16 protein-coding genes are annotated in these 18,340 nt (G+C 68.2%); 5 read left to right on the forward strand and 11 right to left on the reverse strand.

Annotated features, from left to right (window positions below; genetic code table 11):
• Positions 1-1,040, forward strand: a 1,040-nt coding sequence (gene thiC / locus HYU53_16130; protein ID MBI2222721.1) for a phosphomethylpyrimidine synthase ThiC, incomplete at its 5' end; no start/stop codon positions are given.
• 35 nt (positions 1,041-1,075) lie between these two features.
• On the opposite strand, the gene HYU53_16135 is transcribed toward thiC, so the two are convergent.
• A complete protein-coding gene (locus HYU53_16135; protein ID MBI2222722.1) occupies positions 1,076-1,627 on the reverse strand; it encodes a hypothetical protein in 552 nt (183 codons plus the stop codon).
• Positions 1,628-1,690: 63 nt separating this feature from the next.
• Here HYU53_16135 and HYU53_16140 point away from each other — a divergent pair, with 63 nt between their 5' ends.
• The 3 genes from HYU53_16140 (at position 1,691) to HYU53_16150 (ending at position 6,084) form a co-directional block, all read left to right on the forward strand.
• On the forward strand, positions 1,691-2,800 hold the full coding sequence (locus tag HYU53_16140; GenBank protein ID MBI2222723.1) for a M20 family metallopeptidase: 1,110 nt from the start codon (positions 1,691-1,693) through the stop codon (positions 2,798-2,800).
• Entirely contained in the window at positions 2,797-3,624 is an 828-nt protein-coding gene (htpX, locus tag HYU53_16145) for a zinc metalloprotease HtpX (protein MBI2222724.1), read from the forward strand. The genes HYU53_16140 and htpX overlap by 4 nt, the downstream gene beginning before the upstream one ends.
• 171 nt (positions 3,625-3,795) lie before the next feature.
• Positions 3,796-6,084, forward strand: coding sequence for an ATP-dependent Clp protease ATP-binding subunit (locus HYU53_16150; protein ID MBI2222725.1), 2,289 nt, complete (start codon positions 3,796-3,798; stop codon positions 6,082-6,084).
• A 70-nt stretch (positions 6,085-6,154) separates the two neighbouring features.
• On the opposite strand, the gene HYU53_16155 is transcribed toward HYU53_16150, so the two are convergent.
• Genes HYU53_16155 through HYU53_16200 form a run of 10 tightly spaced genes read right to left on the reverse strand, consistent with a single transcriptional unit; the run spans position 6,155 to position 17,179 of the window.
• The gene (locus tag HYU53_16155) at positions 6,155-7,063 is read right to left on the reverse strand and encodes a UbiA family prenyltransferase (protein MBI2222726.1); all 909 of its coding nucleotides are present in this window, start codon (positions 7,061-7,063) and stop codon (positions 6,155-6,157) included.
• A 10-nt stretch (positions 7,064-7,073) separates the two neighbouring features.
• The gene (locus HYU53_16160) at positions 7,074-8,414 is read right to left on the reverse strand and encodes a DUF92 domain-containing protein (protein MBI2222727.1); all 1,341 of its coding nucleotides are present in this window, start codon (positions 8,412-8,414) and stop codon (positions 7,074-7,076) included.
• Complete coding sequence (locus HYU53_16165; GenBank protein ID MBI2222728.1) at positions 8,411-9,382, reverse strand: GDP-mannose 4,6-dehydratase; 972 nt, start codon at positions 9,380-9,382, stop codon at positions 8,411-8,413. Before HYU53_16165 ends, HYU53_16160 begins: the two co-directional genes overlap by 4 nt.
• An 8-nt stretch (positions 9,383-9,390) precedes the next feature.
• Complete coding sequence (gene rfbB, locus HYU53_16170) at positions 9,391-10,410, reverse strand: dTDP-glucose 4,6-dehydratase (protein ID MBI2222729.1); 1,020 nt, start codon at positions 10,408-10,410, stop codon at positions 9,391-9,393.
• The gene (locus HYU53_16175) at positions 10,403-10,894 is read right to left on the reverse strand and encodes a dTDP-4-dehydrorhamnose 3,5-epimerase family protein (GenBank protein MBI2222730.1); all 492 of its coding nucleotides are present in this window, start codon (positions 10,892-10,894) and stop codon (positions 10,403-10,405) included. Before HYU53_16175 ends, rfbB begins: the two co-directional genes overlap by 8 nt.
• A 12-nt stretch (positions 10,895-10,906) precedes the next feature.
• Complete coding sequence (locus HYU53_16180) at positions 10,907-11,974, reverse strand: glucose-1-phosphate thymidylyltransferase (GenBank protein MBI2222731.1); 1,068 nt, start codon at positions 11,972-11,974, stop codon at positions 10,907-10,909.
• Entirely contained in the window at positions 11,971-14,271 is a 2,301-nt protein-coding gene (locus tag HYU53_16185; protein MBI2222732.1) for a hypothetical protein, read from the reverse strand. Before HYU53_16185 ends, HYU53_16180 begins: the two co-directional genes overlap by 4 nt.
• 9 nt (positions 14,272-14,280) lie before the next feature.
• Positions 14,281-15,567 (reverse strand): bifunctional folylpolyglutamate synthase/dihydrofolate synthase, encoded by a 1,287-nt coding sequence (locus HYU53_16190; GenBank protein ID MBI2222733.1) that lies wholly within the window; start codon positions 15,565-15,567, stop codon positions 14,281-14,283.
• A gap of 26 nt (positions 15,568-15,593) precedes the next feature.
• Positions 15,594-16,526, reverse strand: coding sequence for an acetyl-CoA carboxylase carboxyltransferase subunit beta (locus tag HYU53_16195; protein MBI2222734.1), 933 nt, complete (start codon positions 16,524-16,526; stop codon positions 15,594-15,596).
• Between the two features lie 17 nt (positions 16,527-16,543).
• On the reverse strand, positions 16,544-17,179 hold the full coding sequence (locus HYU53_16200) for a deoxynucleoside kinase (GenBank protein ID MBI2222735.1): 636 nt from the start codon (positions 17,177-17,179) through the stop codon (positions 16,544-16,546).
• Between the two features lie 51 nt (positions 17,180-17,230).
• Here HYU53_16200 and menC point away from each other — a divergent pair, with 51 nt between their 5' ends.
• Positions 17,231-18,337, forward strand: a complete 1,107-nt coding sequence (menC, locus tag HYU53_16205) for an o-succinylbenzoate synthase (protein MBI2222736.1) — start codon at positions 17,231-17,233, stop codon at positions 18,335-18,337.
• Positions 18,338-18,340 lie beyond the last annotated feature (3 nt).

An 18,340-nucleotide genomic window follows, 5' to 3' on the forward strand; every position in this document is an offset into this window, starting at 1 on the left:
AGGACATTCACGAGACCCGCGAGTGGATCATCCGGAACTCGCCGGTGCCGATCGGCACCGTGCCCATCTACCAGGCGCTCGAGAAGGTCGGTGGCCGCCCGGAAGAACTCACGTGGGAGATCTATCGCGACACGATCGTCGAGCAGTGCGAGCAGGGGGTCGATTACTTCACGGTGCATGCGGGCGTCCTGCTGCGGTACATCCCGCTCACCGCGGCGCGCGTCACCGGCATCGTGTCGCGCGGCGGCTCGATCCTGGCAAAGTGGTGCCTCGCCCACCACAAGGAAAACTTCCTCTACACGCACTTCCGCGAGCTGTGCGAGATCATGGCGCGCTACGACGTCGCGTTCTCGCTGGGCGACGGTCTTCGCCCGGGCTCGATCGCAGACGCGAACGATGAGGCGCAGTTTGCCGAACTGCGGACGCAGGGGGAGCTGACGCGAATCGCATGGGAGCACGACATCCAGGTCATGAACGAGGGCCCGGGGCACATCCCCATGCACCTCATCAAGGAGAACATGGACAAGCAGCTCGAGTGGTGCGACGAGGCGCCGTTCTACACGCTCGGCCCGCTCACCACCGACATTGCGCCGGGATACGACCACATCACGTCCGCCATCGGCGCGGCGATGATCGGCTGGTACGGCACCGCCATGCTCTGCTACGTGACGCCGAAGGAGCACCTCGGCCTGCCCAACCGTGACGACGTGAAAGCGGGCGTCATCGCCTATAAGATCGCGGCGCACGCCGCGGACCTGGCGAAAGGGCACCCGCGCGCACGCGAATGGGACGACGCGCTGTCGCGCGCGCGCTTCGAGTTCCGCTGGCAGGACCAGTTCAATCTCGCGCTCGACCCGGTGACCGCGCGCGCGTACCACGACGAGACGATGCCGGCCGAAGGCGCGAAGCTGGCGCACTTCTGCTCGATGTGCGGCCCGAAGTTCTGCGCGATGGAGCTGACGCAGCAGATCCGCGACGCCGGAATGAAGGAGAAAGCGGTCGAGTTCCGGAAGGCGGGCGAAATCTACGTGAGAACGTAGGGAGCACCGCGGAACGCGCGAGTGCCTGCGGTGCGCTATCGGGCAGTCGCCGGCGCCGGAACGATCTGGATAATCGTGCGGTATCGCTGGGGCGCCTGGCCGGGCCGCACGTAGAGATACCCTTCCGCGCCGTTCCAGGTGTAGTCCTTCACCGTGATTCCGGGCGGATACGCCATCGTCTCCTCGCGGAAGCGGCCCACTTCGAAGACGTGCGTCGGCGGGTCGTTGTCAAAGACCTCGTTGCCGCGCTGTTTCAGGTACGTCTTGTAGTAGGCCACGATCTCCACGAAGGTGGCGTTCGTTCCGTAGAGGTAGTAACGCTGCCCCTGCCCCGCGTCGGTCGAGGTGAGATACGTGGCAGCGGGATAGACTGGCAGGCCGCCGAGCGCCTCGTCCGTGGGAGTGCCGGCCCCCTTTGCGGTGGCCGGCTGCGGCGCGCCCGGTGCCGGCGCGGTGGCCGGCTGCTGCGGCGCCGGCCCGGTGACCGGCGGCGCCGGACGCTGCGGCGAACCGGGGCGCGGGAACGGCTGCGGCACCGGCTGCTGCTGCGCAAGACCGAGCACGACGAGGATTGCCGCGGTGACCATCGCCACCTCATTATAAGACGAGTGTCCGGGATGCAGGCCTTTTGCGAATCGCAACTGGGGTGGATGCTCGATGAGATCGAGCGGCTCGTGCGCGCCGAATCGCCCAGCACCGACAAGTCGGCGGTCGATCGCTGCGGTGAGATCCTGGCCGAGCGGCTGACGTCCATCGGCGGCCGCGTCCAGCGCATCGGGCGCGCCGCCTCCGGGGATCCGATTCGCGCGGCGTTCGGCCGCGGCACGCGCCAGGTGCTGCTGCTTGGCCATCTCGACACGGTCTGGCCGGTGGGGCAGCTCGAACGCATGCCCGTCCGGCGCACGGGGGATCGGCTCCACGGTCCCGGCACGCTCGACATGAAAGCCGGCCTTGTGGTCGCGATGACGGCGATGCGCGCGATCGATCGCGCGAAGGAAGCCGATGGCATGCGGCGCGTCATCCTGTGCACGACCGACGAGGAGATCGGCAGCGCGGCATCCCGGGAGCTGATCGAAGAGGAGGCACGCCGGAGCGACGCGGTGCTGGTGCTCGAGCCCGCCCTGCCTGGAGGCGCGGTGAAGACGAGCCGCCAGGCCGTCGGACAGTTCGAGCTGGCGATTGGCGGCGTGTCGGCCCACGCCGGGATCGATCCCGGAAAGGGGGCGAGCGCCATCCATGAGCTGGCGCGCCAGATCGCGCGCGTCGAAGCGCTGCAGGATCTCTCGCGCGGTGTCTCGGTCAACGTGGGAATCATCAGCGGCGGCACCCGCCCGAACGTGATTGCCGAACAGGCGCGCGCCACCGTCGACGTGCGCGCCCCGCGCATGGAGGACGCCCGCCGCGTGGAAGACGCGTTTCGATCGCTGTCCGTCCAGGATCCGCGCACAACCCTGACGCTCGCAGGGGGTTTCGAGCGGCCGCCGCTGGAACGCACGGCGGCCGTTGTGCGTCTGTACGAGATGGCGAGGGACGTCTCGCGCGATCTCGGCCGTGAGTTGCGGGAGGGGGGCACGGGCGGTGGATCCGATGGCAGCTTCACCGCGGCGCTCGGCGTGCCCACGCTGGACGGGCTCGGTCCGGACGGCGATGGCGCGCACGCCGTGCACGAGCACGTCCTGATCTCGAGCCTGGCGTGGCGGGCCGCGCTCGTCGCCGGGCTCGTGAGCCGCATCGCAAAGGCTGGTAAGATAGGGCCATGAATGGATTGAAGACGGCGTTCCTGCTCGGCCTGCTCAGCGCGCTCGTGCTGGTCGTGGGCGAAATGCTGGGCGGCTCGCAGGGGCTGGTCACGGCCTTCATCTTCGCGGCGTTGATGAACCTCGTGTCGTACTGGTTCTCCGACAAGATCGTGCTTCGCATGTACGGGGCGAAACAGGTTGGTCCGGAGCACCCGCTGCACCGGGTCGTCGCGCGCCTCGTGCAGCGTGCCAGCCTGCCGATGCCGAAGGTGTACGTGATTCCGGATGCGTCCCCCAACGCGTTTGCCACCGGGCGGAACCCGTCGCACGCGTCGGTTGCCGCGACCGAGGGGATCCTGCGCGTGCTGTCGGAGCACGAACTCGAAGGCGTCATGGCGCACGAGCTTGCGCACGTGAAGCACCGCGACATCCTGATCAGCTCGGTGGCCGCGACCATCGCGGCCGCCCTCATGATGTTCGTCCGCATGTCCATGTGGTTCGGCATGGGCGGCCGTGACGAGCGCGAAGGAGGGAACCCGATCGCGATGATCGCGATGGTCATCCTCGCGCCTCTCGCCGCGATGCTGATCCAGGCGGCGATCTCGCGGTCGCGCGAGTTCGCGGCCGACGCGGGGGGCGCGGCGATCGCGGGCAATCCCTACGGACTCGCCGACGCGCTTCGCAAGATCGAAGCGGCGGCCCGGCGCGTGCCGCTGGACGCCAACCCCGCGACCGCCCACATGTTCATCGTCAAGCCGTTTTCGGGCGGCGGGCTGATGTCGCTGTTCAGCACGCACCCGCCCACCGAGCAGCGCATCGCGGCGCTCCTCGGCACGATCAGGTAGGTAAGCCGTTTCCGCGCCGTAAGCGGGGCAGCACTCCTTTCCTCGACCCGCGGGGAACGTCGAACTGTCCCGCCTTTCCTTTTCAATCACTTCCACAGCCCAGCTTTGCACCATCGCGCGGGCGCGCATTTTGCGTTTCGCCGTTCCTGAGTACTGCACGGAGGGCCGAACGTGGTTGAGGATCTCGACATCCCGCAGAACAGGTTGGCCGAATCGGCCGAGCGCGTCGTGGACCGGGCCGTCGAGGAAGCTCGCCGCCGCGAGCACGCGCTGCTGACCAACGAACACGTGTGCCTGGCCTTCGCGCAGGTCGAGTGGGACTTCTTCGGGCAGGTCATGCGCGACAACGATCTCAACCCCCACCAGTTCCTCCAGGCGCTCGAAGAGCACCTGCGGATGCTGCCGGCCTCCGGTCGGGAGTTGCGCGTGGCCCCGGCCACCAAGCTTCTGTTCAAGCTCGCGCTGCTCCACGCGAGCCGCTGCGGCCGCCACGCGATCGAAGCGGTGGATCTGTTTTCCGCGATCTTCGAGGAGACGCAGGGCGTGCCGGTGTCGATCCTGCGACGCCAGGGGATCGAGCCGGAGGTGCTCGTTTCGCGCCTGACGACCCGCATGCGCGACCAGGAGGTCCGCGAGGAGCGTCTGAAGAAGCGCTTCGAGCTGCCGCCGTTCCTCAAGCATTTCGCGACGAACCTCAACCAGCTTGCGTGGCAGGACAAGCTGCCGCCTGTGTTCGGCCGCGAGGCGGAGATGCAGCAGGCGCTCGAGATCCTCTGCCACCGCGAACGGTCGAACTCCGTGCTCCTGATCGGAGAGCCCGGCGTCGGCAAGACCGCCATCGTCGAGGGGCTCGCGAGACGGATCGAGTTCGAGCCCGAAAGCATCCCCGTGCGGCTGCGCGACTGCCAGATCGTGAATCTGCAGATGAACACGATGGTGGCCGGCACGATGCTCCGCGGCATGTTCGAGGATCGCATCCAGAACGTGATCCGCGAGATCAAGGAGCGCCCCAACCTCATCCTGTTCATCGACGAAGTGCACACGATGATCGGCGCGGGCTCCGCGCTTGGCGCGCCGTCCGACGCCGCGAACGTCTTCAAGTCCGTGCTGGCCCGCGGCGAGGTCCGCATCATCGGCGCCACGACGATGGGCGAGTACAAGGAGTTCATCCAGGAAGACGAGGCGCTCGCGCGGCGATTCCGCACGGTGTACATCGCGGAGCCGTCGATCGAGCAGACGCGGACGATCCTGTACAACCTGCGCCCGCGGCTCGAGCGGAACTACTCGGTGCGCATCCTCGACGAGGCCGTCGAGATGGCGCTCGAGATGTCGTACCGGTACATGCGCCATCTCCAGCTGCCCGACAAGGTCATCGGCTGGCTCGACACCGCGTCGGTCCGCGCGGAGATCGACAAGCGCTACGAAGTGCGCGGCGACGACGTCGCGGACGTCATCTCCAACGTCGCGCGGATTCCCAAGGACATGGTGTTCCGCGACGTGACGGATCGGTTCAAGGACATCGAGTCGAGCCTCTCCCGGCGTGTCGTCGGGCAGCGGCAGGCGATAGGGTCGGTTGCGCGGCGCCTCGTGCTGAACAAGGGGCCCCTGAAGGACGGGTTCGACCGGCCGGATGGCGTGTTGCTGTTCCTCGGGCCGACGGGCGTCGGGAAGACGGAGCTCGCCAAGTCGGTGGCGGAGTTCCTCTTCGGCGACGACAAGAAGATGATCCGCGTGGACATGTCCGAGTACCAGGACGGCGCGGTCGGCGTGGACAAGATGATCGGCATGCCGCGCGGCATCGTGGGATCGGAGCGAGGGGGCGTCCTGACCAATCAGCTGAAGGACAACCCGTACAGCGTGGTGCTGCTCGACGAGATCGAGAAGGCCAGCCCGAACATGCTGAACCTGTTCCTGCAGGCGTTCGACGAGGGCTGGGTGACCGACGGTCGCGGCAAGCGCGTGTATCTCTCGGACGCGATCGTCATCATGACGTCGAACGCCGGGACGGAGCACTTCCGCAAGCTGACCAACCCGCTTGGGTTCTGCTCGGGGCAGACCGGGATCGACCAGGTGCGGGGCGAGGTCATGAAGGATCTGGAGCGCTGCTTCGCGCCCGAGTTCCGGAACCGCATCGATGAAGTTGTGCTGTTCACACCGCTGACCCACGACGACGTGCGGATCATTGCCGAGCAGGAGCTGGCCAAGATCGCGGCGACGCTGGAGAAGTCCGGCAAGCTGCTGACGATCGACCCCGAGGCGATCAATCAACTCGTGCGCGACGGGTACAGCCTCCCGTACGGCGCCCGTTTCCTGAAGCGGGTCATCGAGCTGAACGTGAAGCTGCCGATCAGCCAGTTCTGGCAGGGCGGGGTCGAGTTCCGCGTGACCTGCGACAAGGGCCAGGTCGTCATCGAGTCCGCGGGGATGCGGCTGGTGAAGGGGGCCGCCGCCGTGGCGTAGGTACAGACGCCGGGTCCTGAGATCGCCCGGAACGTAAGTGTGACTGTCACACTTCCTCGACTGTTGCGCTTCAGAACAGATAGGCGGCGGCGAAGCCGGTCTGGGCGACGAACATCATTCGATACATGTGCGCCCAGGAGACGTGGTTCTCTTCCACCGCGAGGTCCTCCGGCCGCCGCAGCATGAGGTAGCACACGTAAATCCCGTACGCCGTCATGAGGGCGCCAAGCGTCTGCAGCATCCAGAAATGTCCCGTGAGGATGTGGGTCGACGCGCCGATGTTGATCATCAGGAAGGGCACCACGAACGACGGGGAGATCATCCACGCGGCGCGCGACACGCCGTAGACGATCGGCAGCGTGCGGCAGCCGCCGCGCCGGTCCCCATCCATATCGGCAAAGTCCTTCGTCGTCGACGCGCCCAGCAGAAACAGCCCGAAGATTGACCCGATGTACCACGGCTCGACGCCGACGACGGTCTTGACGGTCGACCAGCCCGCGACCTTCAGCAGCAGCCCGCGAGGGATCGCGATCGTCACGTTGGCCCAAATGCCGAGGCGTTTGGTGCGCAGCGGCGGCACCGAATACATGTGGGTGCAGACCACGGCGGCGAGCACGATCCAGAAGCACTCGTGACGTCCGCCAGGCGCGACGAACCACGCCAGGATCAACGCGACCACGTAGCAGAGGATTGTGAACCCCCATGCCTCGCGGAGCGCCAGTCGGCCGCTCGGCAGCGGGCGTCTTGGCTTGTTGACGCGGTCGATCTCCAGGTCATAGATCTGGTTGAGTGCGTTGTTTCCCGCGTTGAGCACGGCCGCCATCGACGCGCCGAGCAGCGGGTAGGTCAGAAGCGTGAGGGCCCACGGTTCGCGTGGCGCGGCGCCGGCGGCCGTCACGGCGCCGGAGACGACGCCGAGCGCCGGCGCGACGAGCGTGAAGGGACGTCCGAATTCGAAGTAGGTGCGCCAGCGATTCATCCGAGTCCCATCAGAGTCGTGACGCGAGCAGCAGCGCGATGGCGGCAGCGGCCGCGGTGTTCACGAAGTTCAGCAGATCGTTGTTGAGCACCCGCGGCGCTTCCAGCGTCGCCCCGAGCGCGCTCTCGATGAGCGATGCGGCCGTTGCGGCGATGACGACGATCAGCAGCATGGCCTGGGGCACCAGCCCGACGCGCACCGCGACGAGGCCGAGCAAGGCGGCGGCGGCGACGCCCGCCGCGGTTCCCTCGAGGGACAACGCCCCGGAGGTGCCCGGCGGTACCGGCCGGAAGCCGACGACGAGGAGCGTGCGGCGGCCGAACGCTTTGCCGATTTCGCTCGCCACCGTGTCGCTGCTGCCGGCGATGAGCGCCACGGCGGTTGCCAGCAGTGCTTCGGCGCGATAAGGAGAGATCACGGCGAGGACTGCCGCAATGGCGGCGAGGCCGGTGTTGGCGACGGCGTTCGCCGCGCCGCGCCGCCCGCCGCGCTCCTCGGCAATCCCGAGCTGCAGCTTCCGCTTGTAGCCAATCCTCGAGGTCACCGCGGCGGCGCCAAACGACAGCAACAGCAGGATCCACGCGCCGGTACCGGCCGCCGCGAACACAATCGTGCCGATCGCGATCCCCGCGACGACGCCGGATCGCGACACGGTGCCCGCCATCCATCCCGCCAGGGCGACGGCGGCGTTGAGCGCGAGGCCAATCGCGATGCGCGGCCACGTGTCTGCCGCGTGAAGCGACCACGATGCCGCGCTGCTGATGTCGGCGCATACGATCACGAACGCGGCGGCAGCGGCCACCGAGATGTTGTCATCGAGCCGCACGGGGATCGTTTCGACGAGTCCCGAGGCCAGCGCGGCAGCGAACGCCACGAGCAGCCAGTAGGCCAGTCCCTGCGCCGCGCCGATTCCGCCCGCGACAAACCACCCCAGCGCGGCGCCGGCCAGGGTGCCGGACACCACGAACGCGATCGTCCCGCCGACGGACTTTTCCGCGTTCCACGGAAGGCGCGCCACCGGCGCGCGACGCCCGACGAGCGTTGCGAAGCCGTCACCGGCCGCGAGGATGCCCCACGCGCCCGCGACGATGTCGAGCCGCTGCCGGAAGATCAGGACGAGGACGAGCACCACGAACGGGTAGAGGAGGATGCCGATCGGATATCCGCGCGCCCGATCGACGTGCCGGTACATCGAACGGCCGCCGATGCGCGGCAGCACCAGCCAGTTGAACAGCAGCGCGGTCGCGGCCAGCGCGGCCGCCTGCGGCCACGTCGCCCAGCGCAGCACGATCGCCCACGCTCCCATCGTGACGTGAACGACCTGGCGCAGATCCTCGGAGACGCGGCTCACGCGGGTGACCTGCCTGCGGCGACCTGCATGCGCCAGTGCGAGAGCAGATCGGCCAGCGTCTCCTGGATCGGGATCTCGGCGCGCCAGCCCAGTTCGGCGGCGATGCGCGACGGATCGCCGAGCAGCACCGGCGTGTCGGAGGGACGCAGCCGGCCGGGGTCGGGCCGGACCTCCACGCGCACGCGCGCGAGCGAGACGAGGCGTTCGAGCAGGTCGCCGATCCGGTACGCCTGCCCCGAGCAGACGTTGTAGACGCGGCCGGGCACGCCACGCTCGGCAATCAGCTCGTAGGCCCGCACGGTGTCGCGCACGTCGGTGAGGTCGCGACGCGCGTCGAGGTTCCCGACGCGGATCACCGGCTCCACGAGCCCCGCTTCGGCGTCGGCGATCTGCCGGGCGAATGCGGATGCGACAAACGACGCTTCCTGGCGCGGTCCGATGTGATTGAACGGGCGCGCGATCAGCGCCTGGATCCGGCGGTCGGATTCCGCGCGCCGCGCGAGCATTTCCTGGGCGAGCTTGCTGATGCCGTAGGGGGTGCGAGGCGCCACGGGAGCATCTTCGCGCAACGCCTGGCCGTGAGGCCTGTACACCAGCGCCGACGAGGGCACGAGCAGCCGGGCATCCGGCGCATGCCGCTCGAGGGACAGCAGCACGTAGTGGGTCGCCAGGACGTTCGACTGCAACGGAACGAGCGTGTCGGACCACGAGCTGGCGACGTGCGGCGAGCCGGCGAAGTGGTACATCGTGGCGGGCGCGGCCGCGGCGATCGCCGCGTCGACCGCGTCGGCGTCGAGCGCGTCAACCGCCTGCCATGCCACGCGCGGCGACACGACGCGCGGCGCGGTGCCGCCGGGGCGGCGCCAGGCGACGAGCGGCTGCCCGGCCGGCATCCGCTGCACGAGCCGATCGAGCAGATGGCTGCCGGCAAAGCCCGCGGCGCCGGTCACGATGACGGGACGATCCACGATGGCGATCAGGAGGTCACGCGGCGGCCGTACTGCGCTTCGTAAAACGCGCGGTACCGCTCGTCGCGTTCCTTGACGGGGCGCCACCACCACTCGTTCTGCCGGTACCACTCCACGGTGCCGCGCAAGCCGTCGTCGAATCGAATCTGGGGATGCCAGCCGAGCGCGCGCAGCTTCGCACTGTCGAGGGCGTACCGCCGATCGTGGCCAGGCCGGTCGGCGACCGGCCTGACGAGGGAGTCCGGGCGCGACGTCAGCTCCAGGATGCGACGCGTCAGGTCGATGTTCCTGACCTCGTTGCCGCCACCCACGTTGTAGACCTCGCCCCCCTGTCCCTTCTCGAGCACGACATCGATCGCGCGGCAATGATCGCTGACGTGCAGCCAGTCACGGACGTTGAGCCCGTCGCCGTAGAGCGGCAGCGGCAGGCTGTCGACCGCGTTGGTGATGAACAGCGGGATGATCTTCTCCGGGAACTGGAACGGCCCGTAATTGTTCGACGCGCGCACGATCAGGACCGGCACGCCGTACGTGGCCCAGAAGCTGTACGCGAGGCGGTCGGCGCCGGCCTTGCTCGCCGCGTACGGATTGCGAGGCTTCAGCTCGTCGGTCTCGCGGCTCGCCCCGTGCGCCACGCTCCCGTAGACCTCGTCGGTCGAGATCTGCACGAACCGACGGAGCCGCGGTGCGGTCCGCGCCGCCTCGAGGAGCACGAAGGTCCCGAACACGTCGGTGGTGATGAACTCGCCGGCGCTCATGATCGAGCGGTCCACGTGCGTCTCGGCCGCGAAGTGGACGACGATCTCGGACTGGTCCACCAGGGGCGCCGCCACCGCGGCGTCGATGATGTCGCCGTGCACGAACGTGTGCCGCGGATGCTCGAAGACCTCCTTCAGGTTTTCGACGCGGCCCGCATACGTCAGCTTGTCGAGCGTGGTGACGTGCCAGTCCGGGTGAGCCGCGAGCGCGTGGCGGACGAAGTTGCTGCCGATGAAGCCGGCGCCGCCCGTGACGAGGACGCTAACCATCTTTCCGTGACCAGTCGTAGGGAAGCGTTCCGTGCGGATCCAGGCGGTACTCGTCCGGGGCGTCGTGCTGATACGGCTCGCTCGGGATATTGAGGACGAGCGAGGGCTCGACGCTGACGCACTTCCACCCGTGGTACACGCGCGCGGGAATCTGCACGAGCAGCGCGTGCTGCGTGCCGAGGTAGAACTCGTTCACGACGCCATGGGTCGGCGAGCCCTCGCGGGTATCCACCAGCACGAGCTTGACCATGCCGGCGACGCACGCGAAGTTGTCCACCTGCTTCTCGTGGTAATGCCACGCCTTGACCACGCCCGGGTAGGTCGCCGACACGTACACCTGCCCGAACTTGTGGAACACCTCGTCGTCGCTGCGAAGGATTTCGAGGAGCCAGCCCCGCTCGTCGGGAATCAGGCGGAGGTCCTTCGTCTTCACGCCGTCGATCCGCGTGGACGTCCTGGCGACGTAGGTGGTCGGCTGCGTCATGGCGCTCCTGTCCTACCAGCGGATGCCGATCTCCGAGCTGTCCCCGAGCATGAAGCGGTACGCGGACGGCTTCACGGGCAGCCGATAGATGCGGACGTTCTTCCCAATCAGGCTGTCCTCGATGCGGCTCGCGAGGTCGCTGATCACGCTGCCTTCGAGGATGATGCTGTGCTCGACTTCCGAGTCCCGGATCTCCACGTCGTTCATGATCGACGTGAACGGGCCGATGTACGCGTGCACGATGCGCGATCCGGCGCCCACGATCACCGGGCCTCGGATCACCGATCGCTCGATGACGGCGCCCGGCTCCACGATCACCTTGCCCTCGATCCGCGACTCGTCGTCCACGGTCCCGTCGATCCGCCGGGCGATCGTGTCGAGGATCAGCCGGTTGGCTTCGAGCATGTCGTCGAGCTTCCCGGTGTCCTTCCACCAACCGTCCACGACGTGCGGCCTCACCTCGAGGCCGCGGTCAATCAGGTCCTGGATCGCGTCGGTGATCTCCAGCTCGTCGCGCTGGCTCGGCTTGATGCGCTTGACCGACTCGAACACCTCGGCGCCGAACATGTACACGCCGACCAGCGCGTAATCGCTGATCGGCTCCTTCGGCTTCTCCACCAGGCGGACGACGCGGCCGTCGACCAGCTGCGCCACGCCGAAGCGGTGCGGGTCGGGCACGCGCGCGAGCAGGATCTGCGCGGCCGGGCGCGCCGCGACGAACTCCTCGACGAACGGCGTGATCCCCTTGTTCAGCAGATTATCGCCGAGATACATCACGAACGGCTTGCCAGAGAGAAACGGCTCGCTGATGAGGACCGCGTGGGCGAGTCCCCGCGGCGCGTCCTGCTCGATGTAGGTCACGCGCGCCCCCCAGCGCGACCCGTCGCCGACCGCCGCGCGGATCTCCGCCTGCGTTTCGCCGACGACGATGCCGATCTCCCGGATGCCGGCGGCGACGAGCGCCTCGATGCCGTAGAAGAGCACCGGCTTGTTGGCGACCGGGACCAGCTGTTTCGCACTCGTGTAGGTCAGCGGCCGGAGCCGCGTGCCCTTGCCGCCGCTCAGGATGAGGCCTCTCATCGGCGTCCTTCCTGCGTGCCGTTCAGGCCGCCGAAGGGGGGCGAAAACGTGCCGATGCCGGCGAGCGTCACCGAGATGCTGAACCGCCTGTCCTGCGCGACGCCGGCGAGCGTCCGCAGGTTGCCGTAGTTGTAGGTCTGGAACTCCGCCGCCACGCCGCAGCACTGCGCGTTGTAATAGCCGGTCACGCGCTGCTGCAGGAACGACCCGCGCCCGATGTCCCAGTTGAAGCTGTAGGCGCCGCCCACGCGGTTGCGCGGCGTGCGCAGGTTGGTCGCGGCGTTGAGATAGTGGTCCTTGCGGTTCGGATCGTCGAACCCGGGCAGCCCCTCGATGAACCGCCGCAGGCTCCAGCTCGCGGTCAGATCGAGCCAGCGCCCCTGGTGGTGCGTGCCGCTCGCGCTCACCGTGCGGACGGCGTTGAACGAGGTGTCGTACTCGGCCCGCAGCTCCCCCTGCGTGTCGTCGGTCATCGAGACGCCGAGATTGACCGCGACCGGCGAGAGCCGCGACGGCCTGAACCCGCTGAAACTGCTCTGGAAGTACCGATCGAACGCCGCCGCGTTCGCGTCGGTGTAGAAGGTCTGCGACAGCGAGAGCCGCGCGATCTCGCGCGCCGGCGCGCCGGGGCCGCCCGGGCGCTTGGCGTACAGCCGGTTGGTCAGGCCGTACACCACGCGCGTCACGCTGCCCACCACCGTATCGGTGCCGTCGTTCTGCAGGACCCGATCGAATTCGTCGACCGCCGTGATGCGCTGCACGGTGAGGTTCGGTTCGATGATGTGCTTGTACTTCTCCGCGTACGCACTCCCGGGCGTGTTGAACACGCGATTGAACGTGGGCCCGGTGAACGCGGCCTGCAGATCGAAATACCGGCGCGAGATGCCTTCGTCCAGCGGCGCGCCGGTCGCCGCGTCCTTGCTGCGGCTCCACCACGTGGTACGCCACGAGGCCGACGAGTTCATCGTCAGAAAGGGCCACCGCGTGAACGGAAAGCGAACGGCCGGCATGAGGTCGAGCCGGTTCACGCCGCGATCCACAATCCGCTCGGCGGTGCGGTCCTCGCGCGCAAGCGCGCCGTACTCCCCGGTCACCTGGAAGTAGACCGGCAGGGATCCAATCGGTTTCTCGGAGCGGGATACGCCGATGCGGGGAAGCGACCCGTTCACGCTGGAGGACGTCTCGTTGAAGAAGACCTCGTCACGCTGCAGCGTGCCGGTCAGGAGATACCCGCCGTACGAGGCGCTCACGTTGCCGCCGATGCGGCGCTGGCGGTTCGACGAGCGGAAGACGTCCTGGTTGTACAGCTGCTGCACCGTGACGTCGCTGAAGTAATTGGCGCTCCCACGGGCGCGGACGTTCCGCGCGACCGCCTGGTTGAACCCGCCGTCGACCCGGTAGCTGCGCCGCGGGTTGCGATGGAAGGACGAGCCGTCCGGCTGCGCGATGTCCGCCTCGTGCTCGTCAAGCCAGTACGACTGGAGATTGCCGTTGCCCCCGGCGAGCAGGTACCGGTACTCGCCGCCAATCCCCTGACCGGTTTTCGAGAACCAGTCGTGGAAGACCGTCGCGTCGTGGCTGCGCCCGATGGCCCAGAAGAACGCGTTGCTGATCTTCTGCCCCTGCACGGTCGAGACGCCGTACACCGGAAGCAGAAACCCGGTCGCGCGGTCGTCTTCCTGCATCGGGTAATACAGCGCGGGAAGGTAGAAGACCGGCACGCCCTTCACCTTCAGGACGGTGTTCACCAGCAGCGCGTAGTCATCCAGGTTGATCGTGACGCTGCGGCTCGCCATCTCCCAGCGCGGCGTGGGCTGCACGCAGGTGGTGAACCCTCCCCTGGTGACCCGGTAGCGCTTGGCGCCAATCTTTTCGAGCGTCTCGCCGTAGAAGTACGCATCGGGCTCCTGCGTGCCGAACATGCTCCGGTCCGCCCGCTCGCCGAGGGAGACCGTCCCCGACGCGTTGTAGAAGACGCCCGTGCGGCTCTCGGTGTCGAACTCCATCCGGTCCGCACCGATCCGGCTGCCCCCTTGCGTGAAGACGACGTTGCCGCGCGCGACGAGCCGGTGCGCGTCCAGGAACAGCTCCATCTCGTCGGCGAAGAACTTCATGTCGGCACAGGTCACCTCGACCGCGCCGGTCCGCTTGATGTGGTCCTTCGTGACCTGCACGAACTCGAGGCTGGTCTGCTCCCACTTCTCGCCGCAGCCCTCGAGCGTCTGCGCCGATGCCGAGCGCGCGGCCCAGAGGACAAGGAGGCACGCGCAGATCCGGATCAGGACAACACGTTTCATTCCGATGATTTACCGAACAATATCATTTGCCAGCCGGCCGCGCACCTCGCCGATGAGGAAGATCGAGCCGGCGACCACGGCGCGCCGGGCGTCGGCCAGCGCGGCGCGGCAGGCCTCGACCGGATCGGCGAGGCAGACGACGTCGAGCGCCGGAAACGCCTGCCGCGCGCGGCGCGCAACCTCATTGGCGGCCAGCGCGCGTGGCGTCCGCGCCTCGGTCGCGATGACGCGCGAGACGACCGGCGCCAGCGCGCCGAGCATTCCGCCGACGTCCTTGTCTTTCATCACACCGAAGACCAGGGGCAGCGGGGCGGATGCGGACAGATGCGCCGCGAGGCTTCGCGCGCCGGCGGGATTGTGCGCCGCATCGAGCAGCAGCTCGCCGCCTTCCACGCGGATCCACTCCAGCCGCCCCGGCCAGCGCACGTCCCGCAGGCCGCTCACGATGGCCTCGGCGCCAACAGGGATTCCCGCCGCGTCGATCGCCTCGAGGAGCCGTACCGCGACGAGGGCGTTGGCGACCTGGTGCATGCCGGGCAGCCCGAGCGTGAGCCGCGGATACTCGCGGAGCGGCGTCGCCAGCGCAACCGTGCCGTCCTCCGGATGGCAGGAGGCGCGGCAGCCGCCCGCGGGGGTCGCCTCGAGCAGCGGCGCGCCGCGCTCGGCCGCCACGCGCGCGATCGCCCCCCGCGGCCCGTCCGTCATGGCGCCGACGACCACGGGACGGCCCGCCTTGATGACGCCTGCCTTCTCGAGCGCGATCTGCTCGAGCGAGCTTCCGAGCTGCTGCTCGTGGTCGCGGTCGATCGAGGTGATGGCCACGGCGAGCGCGCCGGCGACGTTGGTCGCGTCCAGCCGGCCGCCGAGGCCGACCTCGAGCACCGCGATCTCCACGCCGGCCTCGCGAAACACGTCGAAGGCGATGGCCGTCGTCGCTTCGAAGAACGTGGGGGGCGCGTGGAGAACACCGCGCGCGAGGAGGTCGTCGATCGCGCCCAGGGTCCGTGCCGCGGCCCGCTCCAGCGCGGGCGTCTCGATCTCGACGCCGTCGATCGCGAATCGTTCCTCCACGCGGACGAGGTGCGGCGACGTGTAGCGCCCCGAGCGGTGACCGGCGGCGATGAGTGCGCGATCCACCATGGCCGTCACCGAGCCCTTGCCGTTCGTGCCCGCGACGATCACCGTCGCGAAGGCGCGCTGCGGGCCGCCGAGCGCCTGGCAGAGCGCGCGGATGTTGTCGAGCCCGAGCTTGATGCCGAACTGTTCGAGGGCGAAAACGGATTGGAGCGCGGTCACGGCGACAACGGGGCGGGACCCTGCTGTCAGGGCTGCGACACGTCCTCGACCGGCTCAGGACCGACCGGCACAGCGGCGTCGGCGAGCGCCGGCCCCTCTTGCAGCGCGGGAGAGTCGTCTGCGAGCATGAAGCGGAGCGCGCGCGCGATCGTCGCCTTCATCTCGCGCCGATCCACGATGGCGTCCATGAACCCCTTCTCGAGGAGGAACTCGCTGCGCTGAAAACCTTCGGGCAGCTTCTGCCGGATCGTCTGCTCGATCACGCGCGGTCCGGCAAACCCGATGAGCGCCCTCGGCTCGGCGATGTTGATGTCTCCCAGCATCGCGAAGCTTGCCGTCACGCCGCCGGTCGTCGGATCGGTCAGGACGGCGATGTAGGGGAGCCCGGCGCGATCGAGCTTCGCGAGCGCCGCGCTGATCCGCGCGAGCTGCATCAGCGAGAGGATGCCTTCCATCATCCGCGCGCCGCCCGAGCACGAGACGATGACCAGGGGGATTCGCTGGTCGAGGGCCCGCTCGATCGCGCGCGTGATCTTTTCTCCCACGACCGCGCCCATGCTGCCGCCGATGAACGAGTACTCCATCGCGGCGACGATCGTGCGGATCCCGTCGATCCGGCCGCTGGCGACGATCACCGCATCCTTCAACCCCGTCGCCTTGATGCTGGACTTGAGCCGCTGCTTGTACGGCTTGGTGTCCGTGAACTCCAGGGGATCGGTCGACACCAGGCCGGCGTCATGCTCTTCCCACGTGTCGTCGAAGAGGGACCGGAGCCGCTCGGCGGCACTCAGCCTGAAATGGTGCGCGCATTTCGGGCAGACGTTCAGGTTTGCCGCGAGGTCCTTGTTGTAGATGATGGTGCTGCACGACGGGCACTTCACCATCAGGCCTTCGGGCACCCGGCTCGGTTTGTCCGAGGGGGGCTCGATCGGCTTGCGGACCTTCTTGAACCACGCCATAACAGGTGAGCTTAACACTAGGCGCGCGGCACGTAATAGCGGGTGCCCTTGCCCATGTCCTTCAGCTGGCGCACGAGGTCGTCGAGCGCCGCGTCTCCCCACGTGAGATCGAACTGCGACGTTTCGACGACGAGCAGCGGAGTGGCGGAGTAATGGAAGAAGAAGTGGTTGTACGCCTCGTTCAATTCCTTGAGGTATTCGTCGTCCGGCACGGCGAAATCCGGATCGCGCTTCGCGCGGTCGCGCAGCCGCCGCCGCATCACATCGGTCGGCGCCTGCAGGTAGACGACGAGATCCGGGGCGGCAACGTCACCGGCGAGCAGGTCGAACAGCCGCTGGTAGATGAACAGCTCGTTGTCGTCCAGGTTCAAGTACGCGTAGATGCGGTCGCGCTCGAACAGATAATCCGACACCGTGGACTGGGCGAACAGGTCCGCCTGGCGCAGCTCGGTCTGCTGCCGGTGCCGCGCGAGCGTGTAGAAGAGTTGTGACTGGAACGCCGCCCCCGCGCGCCCGGCGTAGAAGTCGGCGAGGAAGGGATTGTCGACCTCGTCGAGGACGACCGTCGCGTCAAGGCGCGCGCCGAGGCGCTCGGCGAGCGCGGACTTGCCGACTCCGATGGGGCCTTCGATGGCCAAGTAGCGGAACTCCAAGGTGTTGTGGGCGCAGTATATCGAAATCGCACTTGCGATAGCATTACGCGCGTGAGGATTGACCGGCTGGAATTGCGGCTGCTGCGGCTGCCGCTGGTGCACTTTTTCGAGACCTCGTTCGGTCGCAGCTACGACAGGGAATTCGTGCTCGTCACGGCGTTCGGCGACGGCGCTGAAGGGTGGGGCGAGTGCGTCGCTGAGGCCGGCCCCTTCTACAGTTCCGAGACGACCGAAACGGCGTGGCACGTGATTTCGGCGTTTGTCGCGCCCCGCGTGATCGGCGTGCCGTTCGGGCACCCGCGCGAGATCCTGCCCGCGCTTGCCCTCATTCGCGGACACAACATGGCGAAGGCGGCCGTGGAGATGGCGGCCTGGGATCTGTTCGCCCGCCAGGAGGGGCTGACGCTGTCGCGCGTGCTCGGCGGCACTCGCGCGCGGATCGAGTCGGGCGTGTCCATTGGCATCCAGGACACGCTGGCCCAGTTGGTCTCGAAAGTGGAAACGGAAATGGCCGCCGGGTACCGGCGCATCAAGATCAAGGTGAAGCCCGGATGGGACGTGGAGGCGGTGCGCGCGGTTCGCGAGCGGTTTGGCGCGGTGCCGCTGATGGCCGACGCGAACGCGGCGTACCGGCTGTCGGATGCCGATCACCTGCGCCGCCTGGACGAGTTCGATCTGATGATGATCGAGCAGCCGCTCGGGTACGACGACGTGCTGGACCACGCGCGGCTGCAGGAGCGGCTGAAAACGCCTGTGTGCCTGGACGAATCGATCCACGACGCGAAGGCCGCCGCCGAGGCGATCGAGCTGGGCGCGTGCCGGATCATCAACGTGAAGCCCGGGCGCGTGGGGGGGCACGCCGAGTCCGTCCGCCTGCACGACGCCTGCGCGGCGCGCGGCGTGCCCGTGTGGCACGGCGGCATGCTCGAGAGCGGCATCGGCCGCGCACACAACGTGCACCTGGCGTCGCTCCCGAACTTTTCGCTGCCCGGCGACATCGCCGCGAGCCGCCGGTACTTCGTGCCCGACCTCATCGAGCCGGCGATCGACGTCGCGCCGGACGGCACGATCGCGGTGCCGGCGGCGCCCGGCATTGGCGTGGCGATCGATCGCGAGCGCGTCCAGGCGGCGACGCTGCGGCAGTTGAGCTTGCCGTAGCGA

The organism is Acidobacteriota bacterium (assembly GCA_016184105.1).
In the GTDB taxonomy this organism is placed as follows: Bacteria; Acidobacteriota; Vicinamibacteria; order Vicinamibacterales; family 2-12-FULL-66-21; genus JACPDI01.

What these genes read in the sequence shown, in the direction of transcription:
- HYU53_16135 (MBI2222722.1), bottom strand. Translation starts at nt 1,627, where the DNA reads ATGGTCACCGCGGCAATCCTCGTCGTGCTCGGTCTTGCGCAGCAGCAG.
- HYU53_16140 (MBI2222723.1), top strand. Translation starts at nt 1,691, where the DNA reads ATGCTCGATGAGATCGAGCGGCTCGTGCGCGCCGAATCGCCCAGCACC.
- htpX (MBI2222724.1), top strand. Translation starts at nt 2,797, where the DNA reads ATGAATGGATTGAAGACGGCGTTCCTGCTCGGCCTGCTCAGCGCGCTC.
- HYU53_16155 (MBI2222726.1), bottom strand. Translation starts at nt 7,063, where the DNA reads ATGAATCGCTGGCGCACCTACTTCGAATTCGGACGTCCCTTCACGCTC.
- rfbB (MBI2222729.1), bottom strand. Translation starts at nt 10,410, where the DNA reads ATGGTTAGCGTCCTCGTCACGGGCGGCGCCGGCTTCATCGGCAGCAAC.
- HYU53_16175 (MBI2222730.1), bottom strand. Translation starts at nt 10,894, where the DNA reads ATGACGCAGCCGACCACCTACGTCGCCAGGACGTCCACGCGGATCGAC.
- HYU53_16180 (MBI2222731.1), bottom strand. Translation starts at nt 11,974, where the DNA reads ATGAGAGGCCTCATCCTGAGCGGCGGCAAGGGCACGCGGCTCCGGCCG.
- HYU53_16185 (MBI2222732.1), bottom strand. Translation starts at nt 14,271, where the DNA reads ATGAAACGTGTTGTCCTGATCCGGATCTGCGCGTGCCTCCTTGTCCTC.
- HYU53_16195 (MBI2222734.1), bottom strand. Translation starts at nt 16,526, where the DNA reads ATGGCGTGGTTCAAGAAGGTCCGCAAGCCGATCGAGCCCCCCTCGGAC.